The following is a 14,948-nucleotide window of genomic DNA, read 5'->3' as shown; positions in this document are numbered from 1 at the left end:
ACTACTCAATACGCAGTCAACGAGCCCCACTAGTGTGCTTTTTGCATCCACTCGCGAGCAGCGCGTTGTGCTTGGCGTAGTTCTATAGATGACATGTAGTCAACCATTTCGCGACGCTGTTCACGTGCTTCACGAACGCCTTTAACAGCGGCAAGGTTAAACCATTTGTGTGCTGCAACGTAATCAACTGCAACTCCCATTCCTGTAGAATACATAAGTCCAATCCGGTAAAGTTCTTCACCAGCAGAGTCTTTTGTTAAGCCCGCTTCAGGAGCTTCCAATGATACATCAGCATAAGCCATTTGTGTCTTCCTTCGACAATTTGGCTCTTCATCGGGATATATCCACTGAACTTAGAGCCGTTCCACCATAAACCATCACCTTCTCCGGCGATGTAAGCATTGAACAAAATCTCTATTGATCTATAGTTAATTACAACGTTAAATACTTAGATATCCCTAGTTGTCGAAGAATTTTCTTTTGTTATTATTTGAATAGAAACCCTAATTATCAAATTGTTACTTGATAACTCAAAATTTCACTGCTGTGTATTTACCATGTTAGGTCAGTTTAAAATATAGTTTACGGAAACAGTGACATCTTACCTTGGAAAATAAAACTAGTTGAAGAATTGAAATTTCGCCCCCATAACAAGTCACTTCATTTTTGATTTTAGCCAGCTTTATATACGCGAACACGTCACTCATTTCATGATCACGAATTCCTCCCAAAAAATTAGGCCTGTGAAGCTGGACGACACAAACGCAATAAACTCTTTGCTGGCGTCTGCTTGGTTCGCAGAGCGCTCGCAACTGGGATGGAAATGGTTATTTGAAGAAAATCCCGCTCAGGGTGCACACTCCCCTGGATTTGTCGTGCAAAACCAAAATGAAGAGGTGGTTGGCTTTATTGGATGCTGCGTGAAGGACTTCTCACACAAGGGAGAAACCTTAAAGGCTGTTTCAGGACACTCGCACATTGCCCATCCCAACCAACTGCATGTCGGCATAAAACTCATTAGAGAAGTTATTAAGCAGAATGTCGGGTTTGGTTCTTACACTCTCAACAATAATGAAATCGCGGCCCGAATTTATCCACGAATAAAAAACAACATCTCATTATTCGAACCAACGGCAAACATCGTATTGCAATGGATTACTAATCCAGGTCTGTATATTACATCAGGCTTACGCCGCCGATATCATATGATGAGTAATTTTAGGAACTCTCGCAATGGTAAGGAGAGATTTGGTAAAGTCCCCCCTTTGGCGGCTAGCGCATTTAAACTTCCAAACAACACAAACCTGATCGCAGATCACACGGAATGCAGCAACGAAATTGATGCTTTCTGGGCAAAGCTTCGTCACTCAGACAATTTGTACACAAATCGAAGCAGCAAGACCATCAATTGGGTTTTGAGTAACCCAGATTTCAAAATTCCACCGATATTCATTACATTTGAAGGATCGGAAGGGATTGAAGGCTGGTTGTTAGCTGTCATCTCCAAAGAAACGGAGATATCTGCGCCAATTTTAAGTGTAATTGATTTGATCTCACTTCCCGGCAAAGAAGCACAAACATTCCCCGACCTAATACGGGCCGCCAAATCCATTGCGACAGAATTGAATTTGGAAAAACTGCAAATACCTCATGTAAGACAAGTTACAATAAACGCGTTGGTCCCCGAATTAAGTGCTGCCAACATTAAAAACGGCCCTTACAATCACGCTCACGGTACATTTTATTCAGGCTATTCTAGTGAGAACCTAAGAAACATTTGGTTCCAAACCCCACTAGATGGAGACTATGCGTTTTGCCTTCGCCCCTTTCCATTAGATAATTGATCTTGCAATTTCTACTGGGACATCAATGCATCCAAAATTTTTGGCTCCCATTCACGAGTACTCACATCGTAAATGGCAAATGATGCTCCAAAATCCCACAGACACCAACCGATACCCGCCTCTTCAGCTTTACGCCGATATTGTTCTATATATTCAGCGCGCCAGGAATTGGGCACGCCATCGATTACGCCAAACTCCCCCATAAATAAGGGTTTGTTCCACTTTTTCCCAATTTTTTGAGCATCTTCGAATAGCGCTTTGAGTTCTTTCTTTTCTTTTTCACTTCCCCATTCCCTGCCCAAAGGATATTTTTCAACCGTAAAGGTTGCGCCTTGGTGGGTAAACGGAAATGGACTGTAATCATGAAAGGTGAGGATTGTCCGCGGATCATCAGGAAACCGAGCATCTTCAATGCCCGATAAATTCCCCCACTCATCTCCGCCTAGAATAATCCAAGGTTCAGATCCTGCATTATTTCGTATCGTCGTCAAAACCTTGGAATTTAGTTTCGCCAACTTCGAATTTGTAAGTTCGGTGTGTGCTTCATTGAGCACTTCGAAAATAATTCGATCGCCACGACCTGAGAACCGCTTTGCAATTTGTCTCCACATTTGATCCAGACGTTCATAATGTTCATCAGGAGATTGCATTATTCCATCATAGTGATGAACGTCGACTATGACCTGCAATCCATAATCCAAACCGGTATTAACAACGTGCTCGACGCGATCAAAAAACACCGGATCGATTGTATAAGGAGCTGTGGCTAGCGCATGAGCCGACCAACGTATTGGAACCCGAACAGTATCAAAGCCAGCATCCGCGATTGCTTTCAAATGATAATCTTCAATTCGATAAGTCCAATCACCTTCATTCGGTGCATCCAGCGCATTCCCAACATTAATGCACTTTGAAATGGGGGATTGGGGTAATTGATAAATTGGGCTTTCGTTTTCAGAGGTTGAATTGTGTTGCTCTTCCGCAGAACACCCAAAACTCATGATTGCACTTAGCAACAGTCCTGCAATACTTTTTCTTGATGGAGTCTTTTTCACAACAATCCCTCATTCGGCACCAACATCTTGTTGATAATGTCTTTATGTCACTCTTGAGGAAAAACATAGAATTGGCATCTGTAATTTCTCAGTATTCCATACTTTTATATATATCTACTCTCTTGCAACTGTTCGCAAACCAATGAAGTTATAGAAACTTCAAAATACCTTTAACTGGAGCACTTGTGGATTGCTAACCGACGATACGCATATTTCTAAATGGCATAGCACTCCTACCAACTCCAAAAAATACTGGATTTCGTTAGAGCGCATTGCTCTATTCATCATTGTCCTTACCTATTCGGGATTATGGATTGCCTTATTGATGGGCCCTCCATCGGAGAAACCCACCATGATTGTCCAAGACATTGGACCTCTGGCGAGAGCCTCATGGTTTCCCACATATCTCGCCCTGATGGGGTTAATCGCTCTAAATATCAGGAAGTTTTTATCGGCTTGTTTAAAATTCTGGCCTCTGCTTATCCTTTGGGGGCTTACTATAGCCTCTATAAGTGGCTCGATTGACCCAGATATGACGCAGAGGCGTGTTATTGCGCTCAGCTTTACATTCATGTTTGGGTTCTATCTTGCCATTAGAGCGCCGCTTCTCGACACCTTAAAGATAGTCGGCTGGGCGTGGGCCACAATTTGTGTTCTAAATCTTCTTATTATTTTTGGAGTTCCTCAAGCAGGAATTCACTCTGAACTTCATCATGGGGCTTGGCGCGGATACCTAATTGAAAAAAATCACCTCGGTGGTGAGATGGCACGTGCAAATTTATTGTTTCTTGCCCTGATCTTCCTAGACGGACGCACAGAAAAGGGAAAACGAAAAAATATATGGTGGATAGGCCTGGGGCTTTCATGGTTGCTAATATTGGGATCGACTTCAAAAACAGCACTTATTGCAACAACACTGCCCTACATTGGGGTTTTATTTTACCAAATAGCAATTCGAACTCCCGTTCTCGGGCTCATCGCGTTTTGGGCCGGTATAAGCCTCACTGGAATAGCTTTTTCCATCCTAACATTTTTTCCAGAAGCAGTTGTTGCTCTTATTGGGAAGGATCTAACCTTCACCGGAAGAACAGATATTTGGGCAATTGTAATTGAACTGATCAACCAAAACCCTCTTAGTGGTTTCGGATATGGTGCGTTCTGGGTCACCGAAAATGGGCCAGTTTCCTACATTGTTGATCGCTTACAATGGGAAGTGCCAACTGCGCATAATAGTTGGTTGGAAATTGGGTTAGACCTTGGATATCCCGGCCTGATATTGATCATATGCGTGACTTTATTTGCTCTTCTCAAGGCAGGTGTATTGGCAACGGGTAAGCACGGACCATTTTTGTTTCTCTTTGTCATTCAGATGGTGATGTTCTCATTATCCGAGAGTTTGTTAATGTTGCAAAACACGCATGCCTCTGCACTGTTCTTCTTTTATATCTCCTACATTCTAGTTGCAAAAAGAGTATCTCCAGAATCGGAAACTCCTCAGCTATCCGCTCCATATTGGGCCCAACCTCCTCGAACAACGCGGAAAAGGTAACGTCAATCGACCTGACGATTGTGACAATCTGCACCTTTCCGTCGTTGAACACTTTTGTGGTATCCTTTTTTGATCAAACGCATTATGAATGCGCTGTTTTCCAAAGTCGGAGATTAAAATGTCCCTAGACGCCATCGTCTCAGCTATTGAACCCGTTTCCATGAAACAACGAGATAATGCCCCAGATGCATTTTCGACCGCTTTAGGTGACAGTTTTAAACGATACGGGTTTGCTGTTCTGGCTGATCACGGATTGGATCAAACAGTTCTAGACACTGCGCTGGAAAGGGCCAAAACCTTCTTTGCCATGAACGAAGACGCCAAGGCAAAATATACGCACACAAAAGAAAACCAACGCGGTTATTTTCCTTTTGGACAAGAAAAAGCAAAAGATGCAGAACACATTGATTTAAAAGAATTTTGGCATATCGGCCGAGACCTTCCAGAAAATCACGAATTCCTCAACATCATGCCTCCCAATGTGTCTGTTGACGAAATTGAAGACTGGCACACCCAAACTTACGCAATGTTTGATGCTATGGATGAGCTGGGCATCAAAATCATGTCCTCAATTGCAAGTTACTTAAATCTTGAGGAAAACTGGTTTGATAGCGCGATGGAAAATGGAAATTCAGTGCTGCGCCTTCTTCATTATCCTGCTCAAGACACGCCTCCACCTGAAGGTTCAGTTCGCGCGGCGGAACATGGCGACATCAATGTTATCACGCTGCTACTAGGCGCTGAAGAAGGTGGATTGGAAGTAAAAGATCGTGACGGTCGCTGGCTACCGATCACGCCTCCTCCTGGATGTTTAGTAGTCAATGTTGGAGACATGCTGGAACGCCTAACCAACCACATACTGCCATCCACTCTTCACCGTGTTGTGAATCCGAAACCAGAACGCTCAAAATTTGCGAGATATTCGACGCCATTCTTTGCGCACTTCAAGCCAGACTTTGAAATCAAAACACTTGAAACATGTATTTCAGATGACAATCCCGACCGTTACCCAGAGAGCATTACCGCGCATGAATTCTTGCTGCAGCGGTTAAGGGAAATCAATCTAATCTAGCTTCGTATGGGTTCAATCGTGTGGATTGACCTTACCTCGAAGTTTTTTCACTTTGCCGCGTTTCGTCTTACTATCCGCCCGCTTCCTTTTTGCAGATAAACTAGGACGAGACGCTACTCGATATTTAGGTTTGTGAGCAGCTTCGTTGAGCATTTCCAATAAGCGTTCGCGTGCATTCTCTCGGTTTTGCTGCTGTGTTCTAAATTGCTGCGCTTTTACTATAAGTGCCCCGTCCTTGGTCAATTTAGATGATAACTTCATCCGCATTCGACGTTTGGTCGACTCTAAAATTGTGTCACATTTCTCAAAGTCGAACCTCAACTGTACCGCGGTCGACACCTTATTTACATTCTGCCCGCCCGGCCCACTTGCACGAATAAAGCTCTCGTCTAAAAAATCTTCAATATCTAAAAAAGCTATATTCGTCATAATATTACATGCAATCTCATTCTGCTTAATCAAGCCAAAACATACATTTCACTTCACTCATATGTGATGGTATACTTGGCTCGCATTCATATTGAGTTCATACTTCTTAGCGCAGTCTTTGTACTTTAAGGCACTAAATGTGCACGATCGCTTTTGACGCATTCAATAGCAAGTTAAAAGCAAAATAACAGGAGCACCTGTTCATGGCTTCAAAAAAGACATTTCTTCTCAAAGTCGGCGCAACCAGCTTCATAGCTGCGTCGCTTCTCATAATACCGACTTCTTTTGCCCAATCTTATTCCGAAAGCGAATTAGCTGGCGCTCCCTCAATGGGCTCCAAAGAAAGCTTTGAGAAATCTCCAATCAAGGCATTTCATAATTCACATCGCGACCGTGACACGAGACATCATCGCGACAATGATCACGACCAAAGTGCGCGAAGACACCATCGCGAAGAAACCAGACACGATAATGGGCGCTATCGCAATGATAGTTATAGTAGGCATTGGGCACACGCTGACCATAACTACAATGCTCATCGCGATAGAAATTATCGACGCACCGATAACCGCTCAATACATAGACGATACAATGACGGATATCGCAGACATTCCTACAACCGGCATCGTGTAAACCGCCCTTATTGGAGCTACAGCCACAATAGCTACCCAAGAAATAGACGCTATTATGGTTCACGTCACCACGGCCATCACCATAGCGGTTATGATCATTTATATTGCCCTGATCATTCAGGTTCCCGTTACCACATTGGCGGCCATTACAATCGATCTGGATCAAGTGTAGTGATCAGCAATTATGACCGATATGGATTAAACAGACCACCACGCGGTCACCACTGGGTGAGAGACCATGACCGGGGAGATGCGATACTCGCATCAGTGGCGACCGGCGCAATAATTGGATTGGTTGTTGGTGCCATTATCGCTGATGACGACAATGACCACCGCCATTATCGCCACGACAGACGGCATCGCTACTAATATTCAATTTTCAAAGGCATCCTCAACACAGGATGCCTTTTTAGCAGATGACGACTATTATTACATTTCCACTATCATTAGCGCTGTGAACAAATTTAGAAAACTCTATCAAAGCCGGTTTCAAATACCCATCTCTGGACCAACTATCCCATGTGCCGGGATAGATTTCTTTCTCATTAAATTCACCCGCATCAAACTTTGATAACAGGGATTCGATTTTAGAATCTTCAAGAGATTGACAAAGACCCGCCACCTCTTCAGTGGTAAAAAGCACAAATTGTCCCTCTCCTTCACCCACAGTCGTCCCGCCAAGTTTAAAACCCTGCTCGGAGAGACCAGAAGCGAGAAATGAAATAGCATGCCACGCTTTATCTAAATCATGTGATGCAGCGTTTTCGGTATCTAAATGCTCAAGCCCATTATCTAAAACTTCACGATAAGTTTCCATAGAAACTTCGTACGCAATTGCGGTCATACCCATAAAAGTCACCCAAAAAGATACTTCTTACACTTTCAAAAACAAGTTCATAAATCCCCGAACTTCATTCTGGGTTTATGCGGCTCATTGGGCTGATACTGCAAAAAGGGCATATATACCCTTTTAAGTTCGCCCCCCTCTAAAGACACCTCTCCGCGTATAACTCCAAAAACAGCGGACGGTATTTTCGCAGTATAAATCGGTGCTGAGTAACCTTTACCGTCATAATAAAGTGTTACATACATGTGAAAATCACCCCAAAACCCACCATCGTCTATTCTTTCACCTTCATTGTTTGAGAACAGGTGAATTAATTCGTCCATTCTAGGGTGACACCTCAAAATATGATGTATTAACACCTCAAATTCTTCATACATCTCATCAACATTAGAAGGTAGTCTCGATTTGTATTTCTCGAGCCCTTCTTTTATCTTGGGGATATCAAAAAGAAATGCTTCGTAACTCATCATTTAAACATCTTTCCACTTGAACCCTTCACACTAAAATTTGTTCTCAAAGTGGTGCAGGTAGATTCCCCAAAGTAAAAGGATAAGGCGTTTTCAGCCTTATCCTTTTCAATGTCTTTAATAAAAAAATTAAATACCGAGTTTTTGTTTCAAAATCTCATTTACAGCTTGCGGGTTGGCTTTACCACCTGAAGCTTTCATCGCTTGCCCTACAAACCAGCCCAACGCTTTAGGCTTTTTATGCCCTTCAGCAAACTGAGCTTTTACCTGCTCAACTTGGTCAGGATTAGCGGCCATGATTTCGTCTACAACTTTTTCAATCGCTCCAGTATCAGTAACCTGTTTAAGGCCATCTCTTTCAACGATTACCGCCGGATCTGCATCATCTTCTTCGATCAATTTTTGGAACACATCTTTAGCAATTTTACCAGAAATGGTTTTATTCGCGATCAGATCGATCAATCCACCTAATTGCTTAGAAGATACAGGGCTATCAGCAAGCTCAAGGTCAAATTTGTTCAGATATCCAAACAATTCCTGAGTTACCCAATTTGCCGCCATTTTTGCATCACGGCCTTTAGCAACCTCTTCGAAGAAAGCAGCTTTATCCGCTTCTGCGGCAAGTACACCAGCATCGTAAGCCTTCAAACCATACTCACTGACAAAGCGCTCTTTCTTTTGATCAGGCAGCTCTGGAAGATTGGCTTTGATATTATCCACATATTCCTGCGTCAGCTTCAACGGCAATAAGTCGGGATCTGGGAAATAACGATAGTCATGAGCATCTTCTTTGGAACGCATAGACCGTGTGACACCTGTTTCAGCGTCAAACAAACGCGTTTCCTGATCAACGACACCACCGTCTTCTATCAAGTTAACCTGACGGCGTGCCTCAAATTCAGCTGCTTGCTCAATGAAGCGGAATGAGTTGACGTTTTTAATCTCACAACGCGTTCCAAGGTGTGAGAAATCTCCTGTCTCTCGGAATTTATCATAACCACCAACTTTACAAACAGACACATTCACATCTGCACGCAGATTACCTTCAGCCATCACACCATTACACGTGCCAAGCGCCACAACGATAGAACGCAATTTCTTCACATAAGCTGACGCTTCTTTAGGTGAGCGAATATCAGGCTTTGAAACAATCTCCATCAGCGCGACGCCTGACCGATTGAGATCAACATATGTCGCGTTTGGATCTAGGTCGTGGATGGATTTACCAGCATCCTGTTCCATGTGAAGACGCTCAATACCTACGGTAATTGTAGGACCGTCTTCTAGTTCAACTTCAATCTCTCCCTCACCCACAATTGGATATTGGAATTGAGAAATTTGGTAGCCCTGAGGCAAGTCTGGATAGAAATAATTTTTGCGGTCAAACCGAGAGAAGAGGTTGATCTTGGCATTTAGTCCTAGACCTGTCCTTACAGCTTGCTCAACACAATGCTCATTAATAACGGGCAGCATACCCGGCAAAGCAGTATCCACTAAAGAAACATTACTATTAGGGTCCGCACCAAAGTGAGTAGAAGAACCTGAGAACAGTTTCGAATTCGATGTGATCTGGGCATGAACCTCAAGGCCCATGACCACCTCCCAATCGTCAGTTACTCCAGAAATGATTAGTGGTTTACGGTCCGACATGCGTTTCGCCAGTATAGTTGAAATTGAATCATAAAGATAAGCAGCTTATCCATTCATCTGTTTGACCCGATGACGAAAGATTTTTCAATCCATTCACATGCGATTTCTTGAGAATCTACCAGCTTAATCAGTGAAAAAGTGCTTATCCGCCTACAACTGCATCCCAATCGGGCGCGAAGTCTGGATCAAACAATCGTCGATTGTTAGCACGTAACTTATCAATGCTATGCATTTCTTCGTCGCTAAGCTCAAAATCGAACACATCCATACATTCGGCAAGCGTTGAACGTCTCGTCAATCTTGGCAGCGCAACAATGCCATCTTGCTGCACAAACCATCTCATAATAATTTGAGATTTGGTCTTCTTCTTATTTAAAGCAATGCGCGAAATCTCATAATGATTGAGTGCCTCGCCATCAGCAGTCGGCCCATATGCCACCACTGCGGCACCGGTACTTTGCGTTGCTTCAATAAGCCGATTTTGATTGATCAGGGGGTGATATTCAATCTCATTGAACAAAATTGGGTTCTCAGAGTATTCAGAAACCGATTTGAACTGAGGCGCTGTAAAATTAGCGACAGCAATATGTTTTGTTAGCCCTAATTCTTTTGCCTCATTCATTGCATCCATTGTCCGGTGCAATGAGTATTTTTCATTCGGCCAATGAAGAATCAGAAAATCTACATTTTGCAAGCGCAGCCGATCTAGGCTCTCGCGAACGGACCATAACAGGTCATACAATCTATAATCATCGATCCATACTTTGGTCGACACGATCAACTCGTCTCGATCAACGCCTGAATCTTTAATTGCTGCACCAATTTGTCTTTCATTATTATAGATTTGCGCTGTCTCAATGTAGCGATAACCAAGCTTTAGAGCCTTGCTGACTTCTGAATGACAAGTAATTCCAGTCAGGCCACGCGTCCCAAGACCAATACGCGGCAAATCAACACCAAAGTGAGTTGTGGTGAGTGTCATTTATACTCACTCCTCAATTTTTGTTTTGCTTCTCAATAAGCCGCGATCAATTTCACAACTTACGACGAACCAATCCCAATGCCGCAGCGAACATTGCCTCTTTTAAAGCCTGATATTGTTTGGCTGAAAAGCCCTACAATCAGAACAATATACATTCAGTGTAGTCACAAATCCACTCAAACGCAACATTTGTATATACCACGAATATACAATTTGAAAATTCAGGTGCAAAAACCTTTAGTCGCTCAACTAATTGAGCGACTTACAGAATGGAGCACATAATTATCTGATAAATTAATTTTCGAACAATTCGTCAGCGCAGAGATCGTTGATTGTACGACGAACAATGCCGCCAACTTCAATGTCCACCAACGCATCATCGCGAGCCATGCGCTTTAATTTACGCTCTAGCACCCCGCTCTCATACACTTGCGCGACACAATCATACCAAACTGGAGGGGCATTTTTCGGACCTGCCTGAGCCGGATCCATCATTCCCGAAATCTCTGTGTTCACTAGCTGAAGTGCATTCGCACGTTGATTTCCGCCTTGTTCAAGATCACTTACCAATACGCCCAAAGTAAGCGACAATGCCGATATAGAGGCAAACAACACTTTGTACTCTCCCAAACTCTACTTACGCCACACGAATAACCTGTGGAATTCACAGATTAACCTTAAGTACAGAAAATGACATAGTTTCTTTCAGTTCATTTTCAGTTTGAAAGACAATTCCCCAAAAGAGTCTTCACGCCTAGATGAACAGGTTATTTGCAAAAGCTCAACACAAAATTACTAATTTTTAACAAAAAAATACACTGACGAGTTCTGGGCAGATGCATCCACCTTCAATTTCATTGAAACCAGTTGTTTTTTTTAATTGGGCGTCAAACCAAAAAGGCAGCGCATATGTAATGCACTGCCTAAAAGATAATTCTATAAATTTGGTTCTTTTGATCTAAGTCAAAAGACTAACATTTGTTAGCTCCACCAGTTTGATGCTTTGGCATCAAACTCAGCTGCGTCTTCAATCACCTTAGACACGCGGAAACACGTATCTTCATCAAGCGCTTTACCGATTACCTGCAGAGAAAGAGGAAGCCCCTGCTTATCCAAGCTTACTGGTAAACTCATTGCTGGCAGACCAGCAAGGTTCGCTGTCACGGTAAAAATGTCATTCAAATACATCTCTACTGGATCAGCAGACTTTTCACCCAAACCAAATGCAGCTGATGGACAGGTCGGTGTTAGAAGCGCGTCACACTCTTTATATGCTTCTTCAAAATCCATAAGAATACGTTGGCGAACTTTCTGAGCCTTTAAGTAATATGCATCATAGTAACCCGCGGACAGCACATATGCACCAATCATCAGACGACGCTTAACTTCGTCACCAAATCCTTCAGCACGAGTGGTTGAATACACATCGTCCAGACTGTCGCCTTCCTGTCGAACCCCATAACGCATGCCATCATAACGCGCTAAGTTGGAAGACGCTTCTGCTGGCGCAACGATGTAATAAGCTGGCAATGCATATTTTGTGTGGGGTAATGAAACATCAACAATCTCAGCACCAGCAGCTTTTAACCACTCAATACCCTGTTGCCACAAACCTTCGATCTCATCGGACATTCCATCTACGCGATATTCTTTTGGAATACCGATCTTCATCCCTTTCACACCATTTGAAAGTGAATCTGTCCATTTGGGTGTTTCAATTTTGAGCGAAGTTGAATCTTTCTCATCAGCTGAACACATAATTTCCAACATCAAAGCGGCATCTTCAACAGATTTTGTAATAGGCCCTGCTTGATCAAGTGAACTTGCGAACGCCACCATACCATAGCGGCTGGCGCGTCCATATGTTGGCTTAATGCCGACAGTTCCAGTAAAAGCAGCTGGCTGACGAATGGACCCACCAGTATCGGAAGCTGTTGCTGCCAAACACAAATCTGCCGCGACAGAAGCTGCGGATCCACCAGACGATCCACCAGGCGCTAGTTGAGTATCTTCACCTTCACGACGCCACGGATTAATTACATTCCCAAAACAAGATGTTTCATTGGAAGACCCCATGGCAAACTGATCCATGTTGAGTTTTCCCAACATAACAGCATCCTCATTCCAGAGATTTTGCGTCACTGTTGATTCATAGGTCGGTACAAAGTTCGATAGAATGTCAGAACAAGCGGTCGTACGAACACCTTTTGTACAGAAAAGCTCCTTCACGCCCAATGGCGCTCCCGCTAACAAACCACCTTCACCTTTTGCCAATTTTGTATCTGCCGCATCAGCCATTCCCAATGCATGCTCAGAAGTCACCTCAGTAAAAGCGTTCAAAGCTGGATTGGCTTTTTCAATCACATCCAAATGCGCTTGAGTTATTTCCCGAGAAGAAAACTCTTTGGCTTTAAGACCTTTAACAGCATCAGTCAGTGTTAGTTTAGTAAGATCGCTCACGAAGCGCTCCCGTTAGATTGATACGGCTCGTTATCGAACCGTTTTTCCATAAAAATACTCAGGGGATGATCTTTATATCCCCCAAAAGGGCCGCGTTTGAAATATCCAGACTTTAAATAGAGTCTTACTGCTTCAATTTGCGGAGGTCCTGTCTCTAAAAATATCGATTTATATCCCTGCTCAATTGAAAGATGCTCAAGTCTGTTGAGAAGCTTAGAAGCAATACCTTTTCCGCGGAATCCAGGCCTAACAAACATTCGTTTGAGTTCAATCCCACCAGTATCGTTTTCTTTCAATCCTCCGCATCCCACTGCTTCATTATCTAGTTTCGCTATATAAAACACACCGTCTTTTTTGATGTCTTCAGGTGGCGTACGATAGCAAACACTCTCAGGATATATTGTTAGAAGATAATCATCCAACTCAGCTATCAGCTCCCGTCCATCTTTTGATGTCGGATCTGCTTCGTATAGGACGATTTCTTCACGCATTTTGCCTATTCCACAACCTTCGGAACGACAAAGAAACCATCAGCAGAATTGGGCGCGTTAGCCAAAACTTCATCGGACCGATTTCCGTCCGTGATTTCATCTTTTCTCATTGGTAAGCTCATTTCAACAACAGATGTCATTGGCTCTACGCCTTCTACATCTACTTCATTGAGCTGTTCGATCCAATTCAGGATGCCATTTAGCTCTTGGGCCATAGGCTCAACACGCTCATCTGAAATCTTGATACGAGAAAGACGTGCAACTTTACGCACATCATCCGGGGTGACGCTCATCCCAATCTTGCCTCTTTAACTTTGATTACCAGTTGCGAGAGGTACGACCAGAAGAGGCTCGGATCAAGTATATAGTTCATTCTTCTTCCGATTCATTGTTGATTTGACACCCAATGGGCAAAATGAGACGTTATTTGTACAACGACTTCATGCTTTTTATTCAAAAGCCCAAGGAGATTAGAGCCATGAAAAAATACTCAAAACTGATTCCAGTATTTCTGGCTTCTGCTGCCCTAGTCGCTTGTGCGACGAACGATGACAGTACGACAAAGTTCACCGAATTTAGTCTGGAAGACCCGCGAATTGGGGAAGAAGTTAAACGTGTATGTCGTGGCAACGGCATCAACGGCTTTGGAGAGACAACGCGCAATACAGTAGTTGTTAGTACAGGAGTGAATAAACGCCATTTACTCAAAGTATCTGGTGGATGTTTCAACCTTAAACATGCTCAGTCTATCGCCTTTGATCAACATTCTAGCTGTATTGCACGCGGTGATAAACTCGTTGCATTTGAAAGCGTGTTTGGACCATCCACGAGTGATAGAGTTCCAATGAAGTGCTTTATTACCAACATATATGAATATGACATAGACGCGCTGACATCAGCTGAATTAGAAAGCTCAGAAAAAGAGCAAACCCAGTAAGAGTTTTCTCTTTGAATTTCAACATTCAGCATTTACACCTACCAGATGGCAATTGTTGAACTAAATGAACTTCCACCATTTGGCCCCCTATTGGGGCTGGACCCTGGCACAAAAACAATAGGTGTAGCTGCCGCAGATACGACACGCACCATTGCTAGCCCGCTTGAAACGATAAAGAGAGGCAAAAAACTTGCGCCTTCTCTAGTCCGTCTGTTTGAACTTTATGATGAGCGATCCTGTGTTGGCTTGGTCATGGGATTACCGGTCAATATGGATGGAAGCCACGGACCGCGCGTGCAAGCCGTAAAAGCCTTATCGCGGAACATTCTTGAAAAAAGAGATGTCCCAATCGCTTTTTGGGATGAACGACTATCAACCGCCGCCGTAGAACGAACTCTATTGGAAGCTGACACTAGTCGCGCTAAAAGAGCTGAAGTCGTTGATAAAATGGCTGCGTCATACATTTTGCAAGGTGCAATTGATCGACTGGCGGCTGGTTAGTTTTTCTAATGGTCTGTACTAAATCGAAGTAA

Annotated in this window: 17 protein-coding genes; 6 read left to right on the top strand and 11 right to left on the bottom strand. The window is 43.3% G+C overall.

From position 1 onward, the window contains the following. Positions 1-29: 29 nt before the first annotated feature. Entirely contained in the window at positions 30-302 is a 273-nt protein-coding gene (locus tag F551_RS0103505; protein WP_018996097.1) for an SEL1-like repeat protein, read from the bottom strand. A gap of 408 nt (positions 303-710) precedes the next feature. On the opposite strand from F551_RS0103505, the gene F551_RS0103500 reads away from it, so the two are divergent. Then, complete coding sequence (locus tag F551_RS0103500) at positions 711-1,844, top strand: hypothetical protein (protein WP_081621150.1); 1,134 nt, start codon at positions 711-713, stop codon at positions 1,842-1,844. Between the two features lie 11 nt (positions 1,845-1,855). On the opposite strand, the gene F551_RS0103495 is transcribed toward F551_RS0103500, so the two are convergent. Continuing rightward, positions 1,856-2,899 carry a glycoside hydrolase family 5 protein gene (locus F551_RS0103495; RefSeq protein WP_018996095.1) on the bottom strand — a complete coding sequence of 348 codons (1,044 nt, stop codon included), beginning with the start codon at positions 2,897-2,899 and terminating at the stop codon, positions 1,856-1,858. A 532-nt stretch (positions 2,900-3,431) separates the two neighbouring features. Here F551_RS0103495 and F551_RS16170 point away from each other — a divergent pair. Then, positions 3,432-4,448 carry an O-antigen ligase family protein gene (locus F551_RS16170; protein WP_233355199.1) on the top strand — a complete coding sequence of 339 codons (1,017 nt, stop codon included), beginning with the start codon at positions 3,432-3,434 and terminating at the stop codon, positions 4,446-4,448. A gap of 118 nt (positions 4,449-4,566) precedes the next feature. Further along, the gene (locus F551_RS0103480) at positions 4,567-5,520 is read left to right on the top strand and encodes an isopenicillin N synthase family dioxygenase (RefSeq protein WP_026296625.1); all 954 of its coding nucleotides are present in this window, start codon (positions 4,567-4,569) and stop codon (positions 5,518-5,520) included. A gap of 12 nt (positions 5,521-5,532) precedes the next feature. Here the strand turns inward: F551_RS0103480 and arfB are convergent, their stop codons facing one another. Continuing rightward, positions 5,533-5,949, bottom strand: coding sequence for an alternative ribosome rescue aminoacyl-tRNA hydrolase ArfB (arfB, locus tag F551_RS0103475; RefSeq protein WP_018996091.1), 417 nt, complete (start codon positions 5,947-5,949; stop codon positions 5,533-5,535). Between the two features lie 203 nt (positions 5,950-6,152). Between arfB and F551_RS17260 the strand changes: the two genes are divergently transcribed. Then, on the top strand, positions 6,153-6,950 hold the full coding sequence (locus tag F551_RS17260) for an RcnB family protein (protein WP_081621149.1): 798 nt from the start codon (positions 6,153-6,155) through the stop codon (positions 6,948-6,950). A 40-nt stretch (positions 6,951-6,990) separates the two neighbouring features. Here the strand turns inward: F551_RS17260 and F551_RS0103465 are convergent, their stop codons facing one another. From F551_RS0103465 to gatC, 8 genes are all read right to left on the bottom strand, one after another. Next, the gene (locus F551_RS0103465; RefSeq protein WP_018996089.1) at positions 6,991-7,431 is read right to left on the bottom strand and encodes a DUF1877 family protein; all 441 of its coding nucleotides are present in this window, start codon (positions 7,429-7,431) and stop codon (positions 6,991-6,993) included. A gap of 44 nt (positions 7,432-7,475) precedes the next feature. Then, complete coding sequence (locus tag F551_RS0103460; protein ID WP_018996088.1) at positions 7,476-7,898, bottom strand: hypothetical protein; 423 nt, start codon at positions 7,896-7,898, stop codon at positions 7,476-7,478. Between the two features lie 126 nt (positions 7,899-8,024). Beyond that, complete coding sequence (gatB, locus tag F551_RS0103455; protein WP_026296624.1) at positions 8,025-9,545, bottom strand: Asp-tRNA(Asn)/Glu-tRNA(Gln) amidotransferase subunit GatB; 1,521 nt, start codon at positions 9,543-9,545, stop codon at positions 8,025-8,027. A 142-nt stretch (positions 9,546-9,687) separates the two neighbouring features. Further along, positions 9,688-10,527 (bottom strand): aldo/keto reductase, encoded by an 840-nt coding sequence (locus F551_RS0103450; RefSeq protein WP_018996086.1) that lies wholly within the window; start codon positions 10,525-10,527, stop codon positions 9,688-9,690. Positions 10,528-10,821: 294 nt separating this feature from the next. Continuing rightward, positions 10,822-11,142: a hypothetical protein gene (locus F551_RS0103445; protein ID WP_018996085.1), complete on the bottom strand. Its 321-nt coding sequence runs from the start codon at positions 11,140-11,142 to the stop codon at positions 10,822-10,824. A 366-nt stretch (positions 11,143-11,508) separates the two neighbouring features. After that, the gene (gene gatA / locus F551_RS0103440; protein WP_018996084.1) at positions 11,509-12,987 is read right to left on the bottom strand and encodes an Asp-tRNA(Asn)/Glu-tRNA(Gln) amidotransferase subunit GatA; all 1,479 of its coding nucleotides are present in this window, start codon (positions 12,985-12,987) and stop codon (positions 11,509-11,511) included. Further along, positions 12,984-13,478, bottom strand: a complete 495-nt coding sequence (locus F551_RS0103435; RefSeq protein ID WP_018996083.1) for a GNAT family N-acetyltransferase — start codon at positions 13,476-13,478, stop codon at positions 12,984-12,986. Before F551_RS0103435 ends, gatA begins: the two co-directional genes overlap by 4 nt. Before the next feature lie 5 nt (positions 13,479-13,483). Then, positions 13,484-13,771, bottom strand: coding sequence for an Asp-tRNA(Asn)/Glu-tRNA(Gln) amidotransferase subunit GatC (gatC, locus tag F551_RS0103430; RefSeq protein ID WP_018996082.1), 288 nt, complete (start codon positions 13,769-13,771; stop codon positions 13,484-13,486). 185 nt (positions 13,772-13,956) lie between these two features. Between gatC and F551_RS0103425 the strand changes: the two genes are divergently transcribed. Both F551_RS0103425 and ruvX read left to right on the top strand, forming a co-directional pair. Next, positions 13,957-14,415, top strand: coding sequence for a DUF6491 family protein (locus F551_RS0103425; protein WP_033404567.1), 459 nt, complete (start codon positions 13,957-13,959; stop codon positions 14,413-14,415). A gap of 45 nt (positions 14,416-14,460) precedes the next feature. Beyond that, positions 14,461-14,916: a Holliday junction resolvase RuvX gene (gene ruvX, locus F551_RS0103420; protein ID WP_018996080.1), complete on the top strand. Its 456-nt coding sequence runs from the start codon at positions 14,461-14,463 to the stop codon at positions 14,914-14,916. Positions 14,917-14,948: the final 32 nt, after the last annotated feature.

It is taken from the genome of Hirschia maritima DSM 19733 (assembly GCF_000378345.1).
GTDB lineage: Bacteria > Pseudomonadota > Alphaproteobacteria > Caulobacterales > Hyphomonadaceae > Hirschia > Hirschia maritima.
The sequence above is the reverse complement of the archived record's forward strand: the minus strand, read 5'-3'. Positions and strand labels throughout refer to the sequence as shown.

What these genes read in the sequence shown, in the direction of transcription:
- F551_RS0103460 (WP_018996088.1), bottom strand. Translation starts at nt 7,898, where the DNA reads ATGATGAGTTACGAAGCATTTCTTTTTGATATCCCCAAGATAAAAGAA.
- F551_RS17260 (WP_081621149.1), top strand. Translation starts at nt 6,153, where the DNA reads ATGGCTTCAAAAAAGACATTTCTTCTCAAAGTCGGCGCAACCAGCTTC.
- gatB (WP_026296624.1), bottom strand. Translation starts at nt 9,545, where the DNA reads ATGTCGGACCGTAAACCACTAATCATTTCTGGAGTAACTGACGATTGG.
- F551_RS0103435 (WP_018996083.1), bottom strand. Translation starts at nt 13,478, where the DNA reads ATGCGTGAAGAAATCGTCCTATACGAAGCAGATCCGACATCAAAAGAT.
- F551_RS0103500 (WP_081621150.1), top strand. Translation starts at nt 711, where the DNA reads ATGATCACGAATTCCTCCCAAAAAATTAGGCCTGTGAAGCTGGACGAC.
- gatC (WP_018996082.1), bottom strand. Translation starts at nt 13,771, where the DNA reads ATGAGCGTCACCCCGGATGATGTGCGTAAAGTTGCACGTCTTTCTCGT.
- F551_RS0103425 (WP_033404567.1), top strand. Translation starts at nt 13,957, where the DNA reads ATGAAAAAATACTCAAAACTGATTCCAGTATTTCTGGCTTCTGCTGCC.
- F551_RS0103465 (WP_018996089.1), bottom strand. Translation starts at nt 7,431, where the DNA reads ATGGGTATGACCGCAATTGCGTACGAAGTTTCTATGGAAACTTATCGT.
- F551_RS0103505 (WP_018996097.1), bottom strand. Translation starts at nt 302, where the DNA reads ATGGCTTATGCTGATGTATCATTGGAAGCTCCTGAAGCGGGCTTAACA.
- F551_RS0103450 (WP_018996086.1), bottom strand. Translation starts at nt 10,527, where the DNA reads ATGACACTCACCACAACTCACTTTGGTGTTGATTTGCCGCGTATTGGT.
- F551_RS0103480 (WP_026296625.1), top strand. Translation starts at nt 4,567, where the DNA reads ATGTCCCTAGACGCCATCGTCTCAGCTATTGAACCCGTTTCCATGAAA.
- arfB (WP_018996091.1), bottom strand. Translation starts at nt 5,949, where the DNA reads ATGACGAATATAGCTTTTTTAGATATTGAAGATTTTTTAGACGAGAGC.
- F551_RS16170 (WP_233355199.1), top strand. Translation starts at nt 3,432, where the DNA reads ATGACGCAGAGGCGTGTTATTGCGCTCAGCTTTACATTCATGTTTGGG.
- ruvX (WP_018996080.1), top strand. Translation starts at nt 14,461, where the DNA reads ATGGCAATTGTTGAACTAAATGAACTTCCACCATTTGGCCCCCTATTG.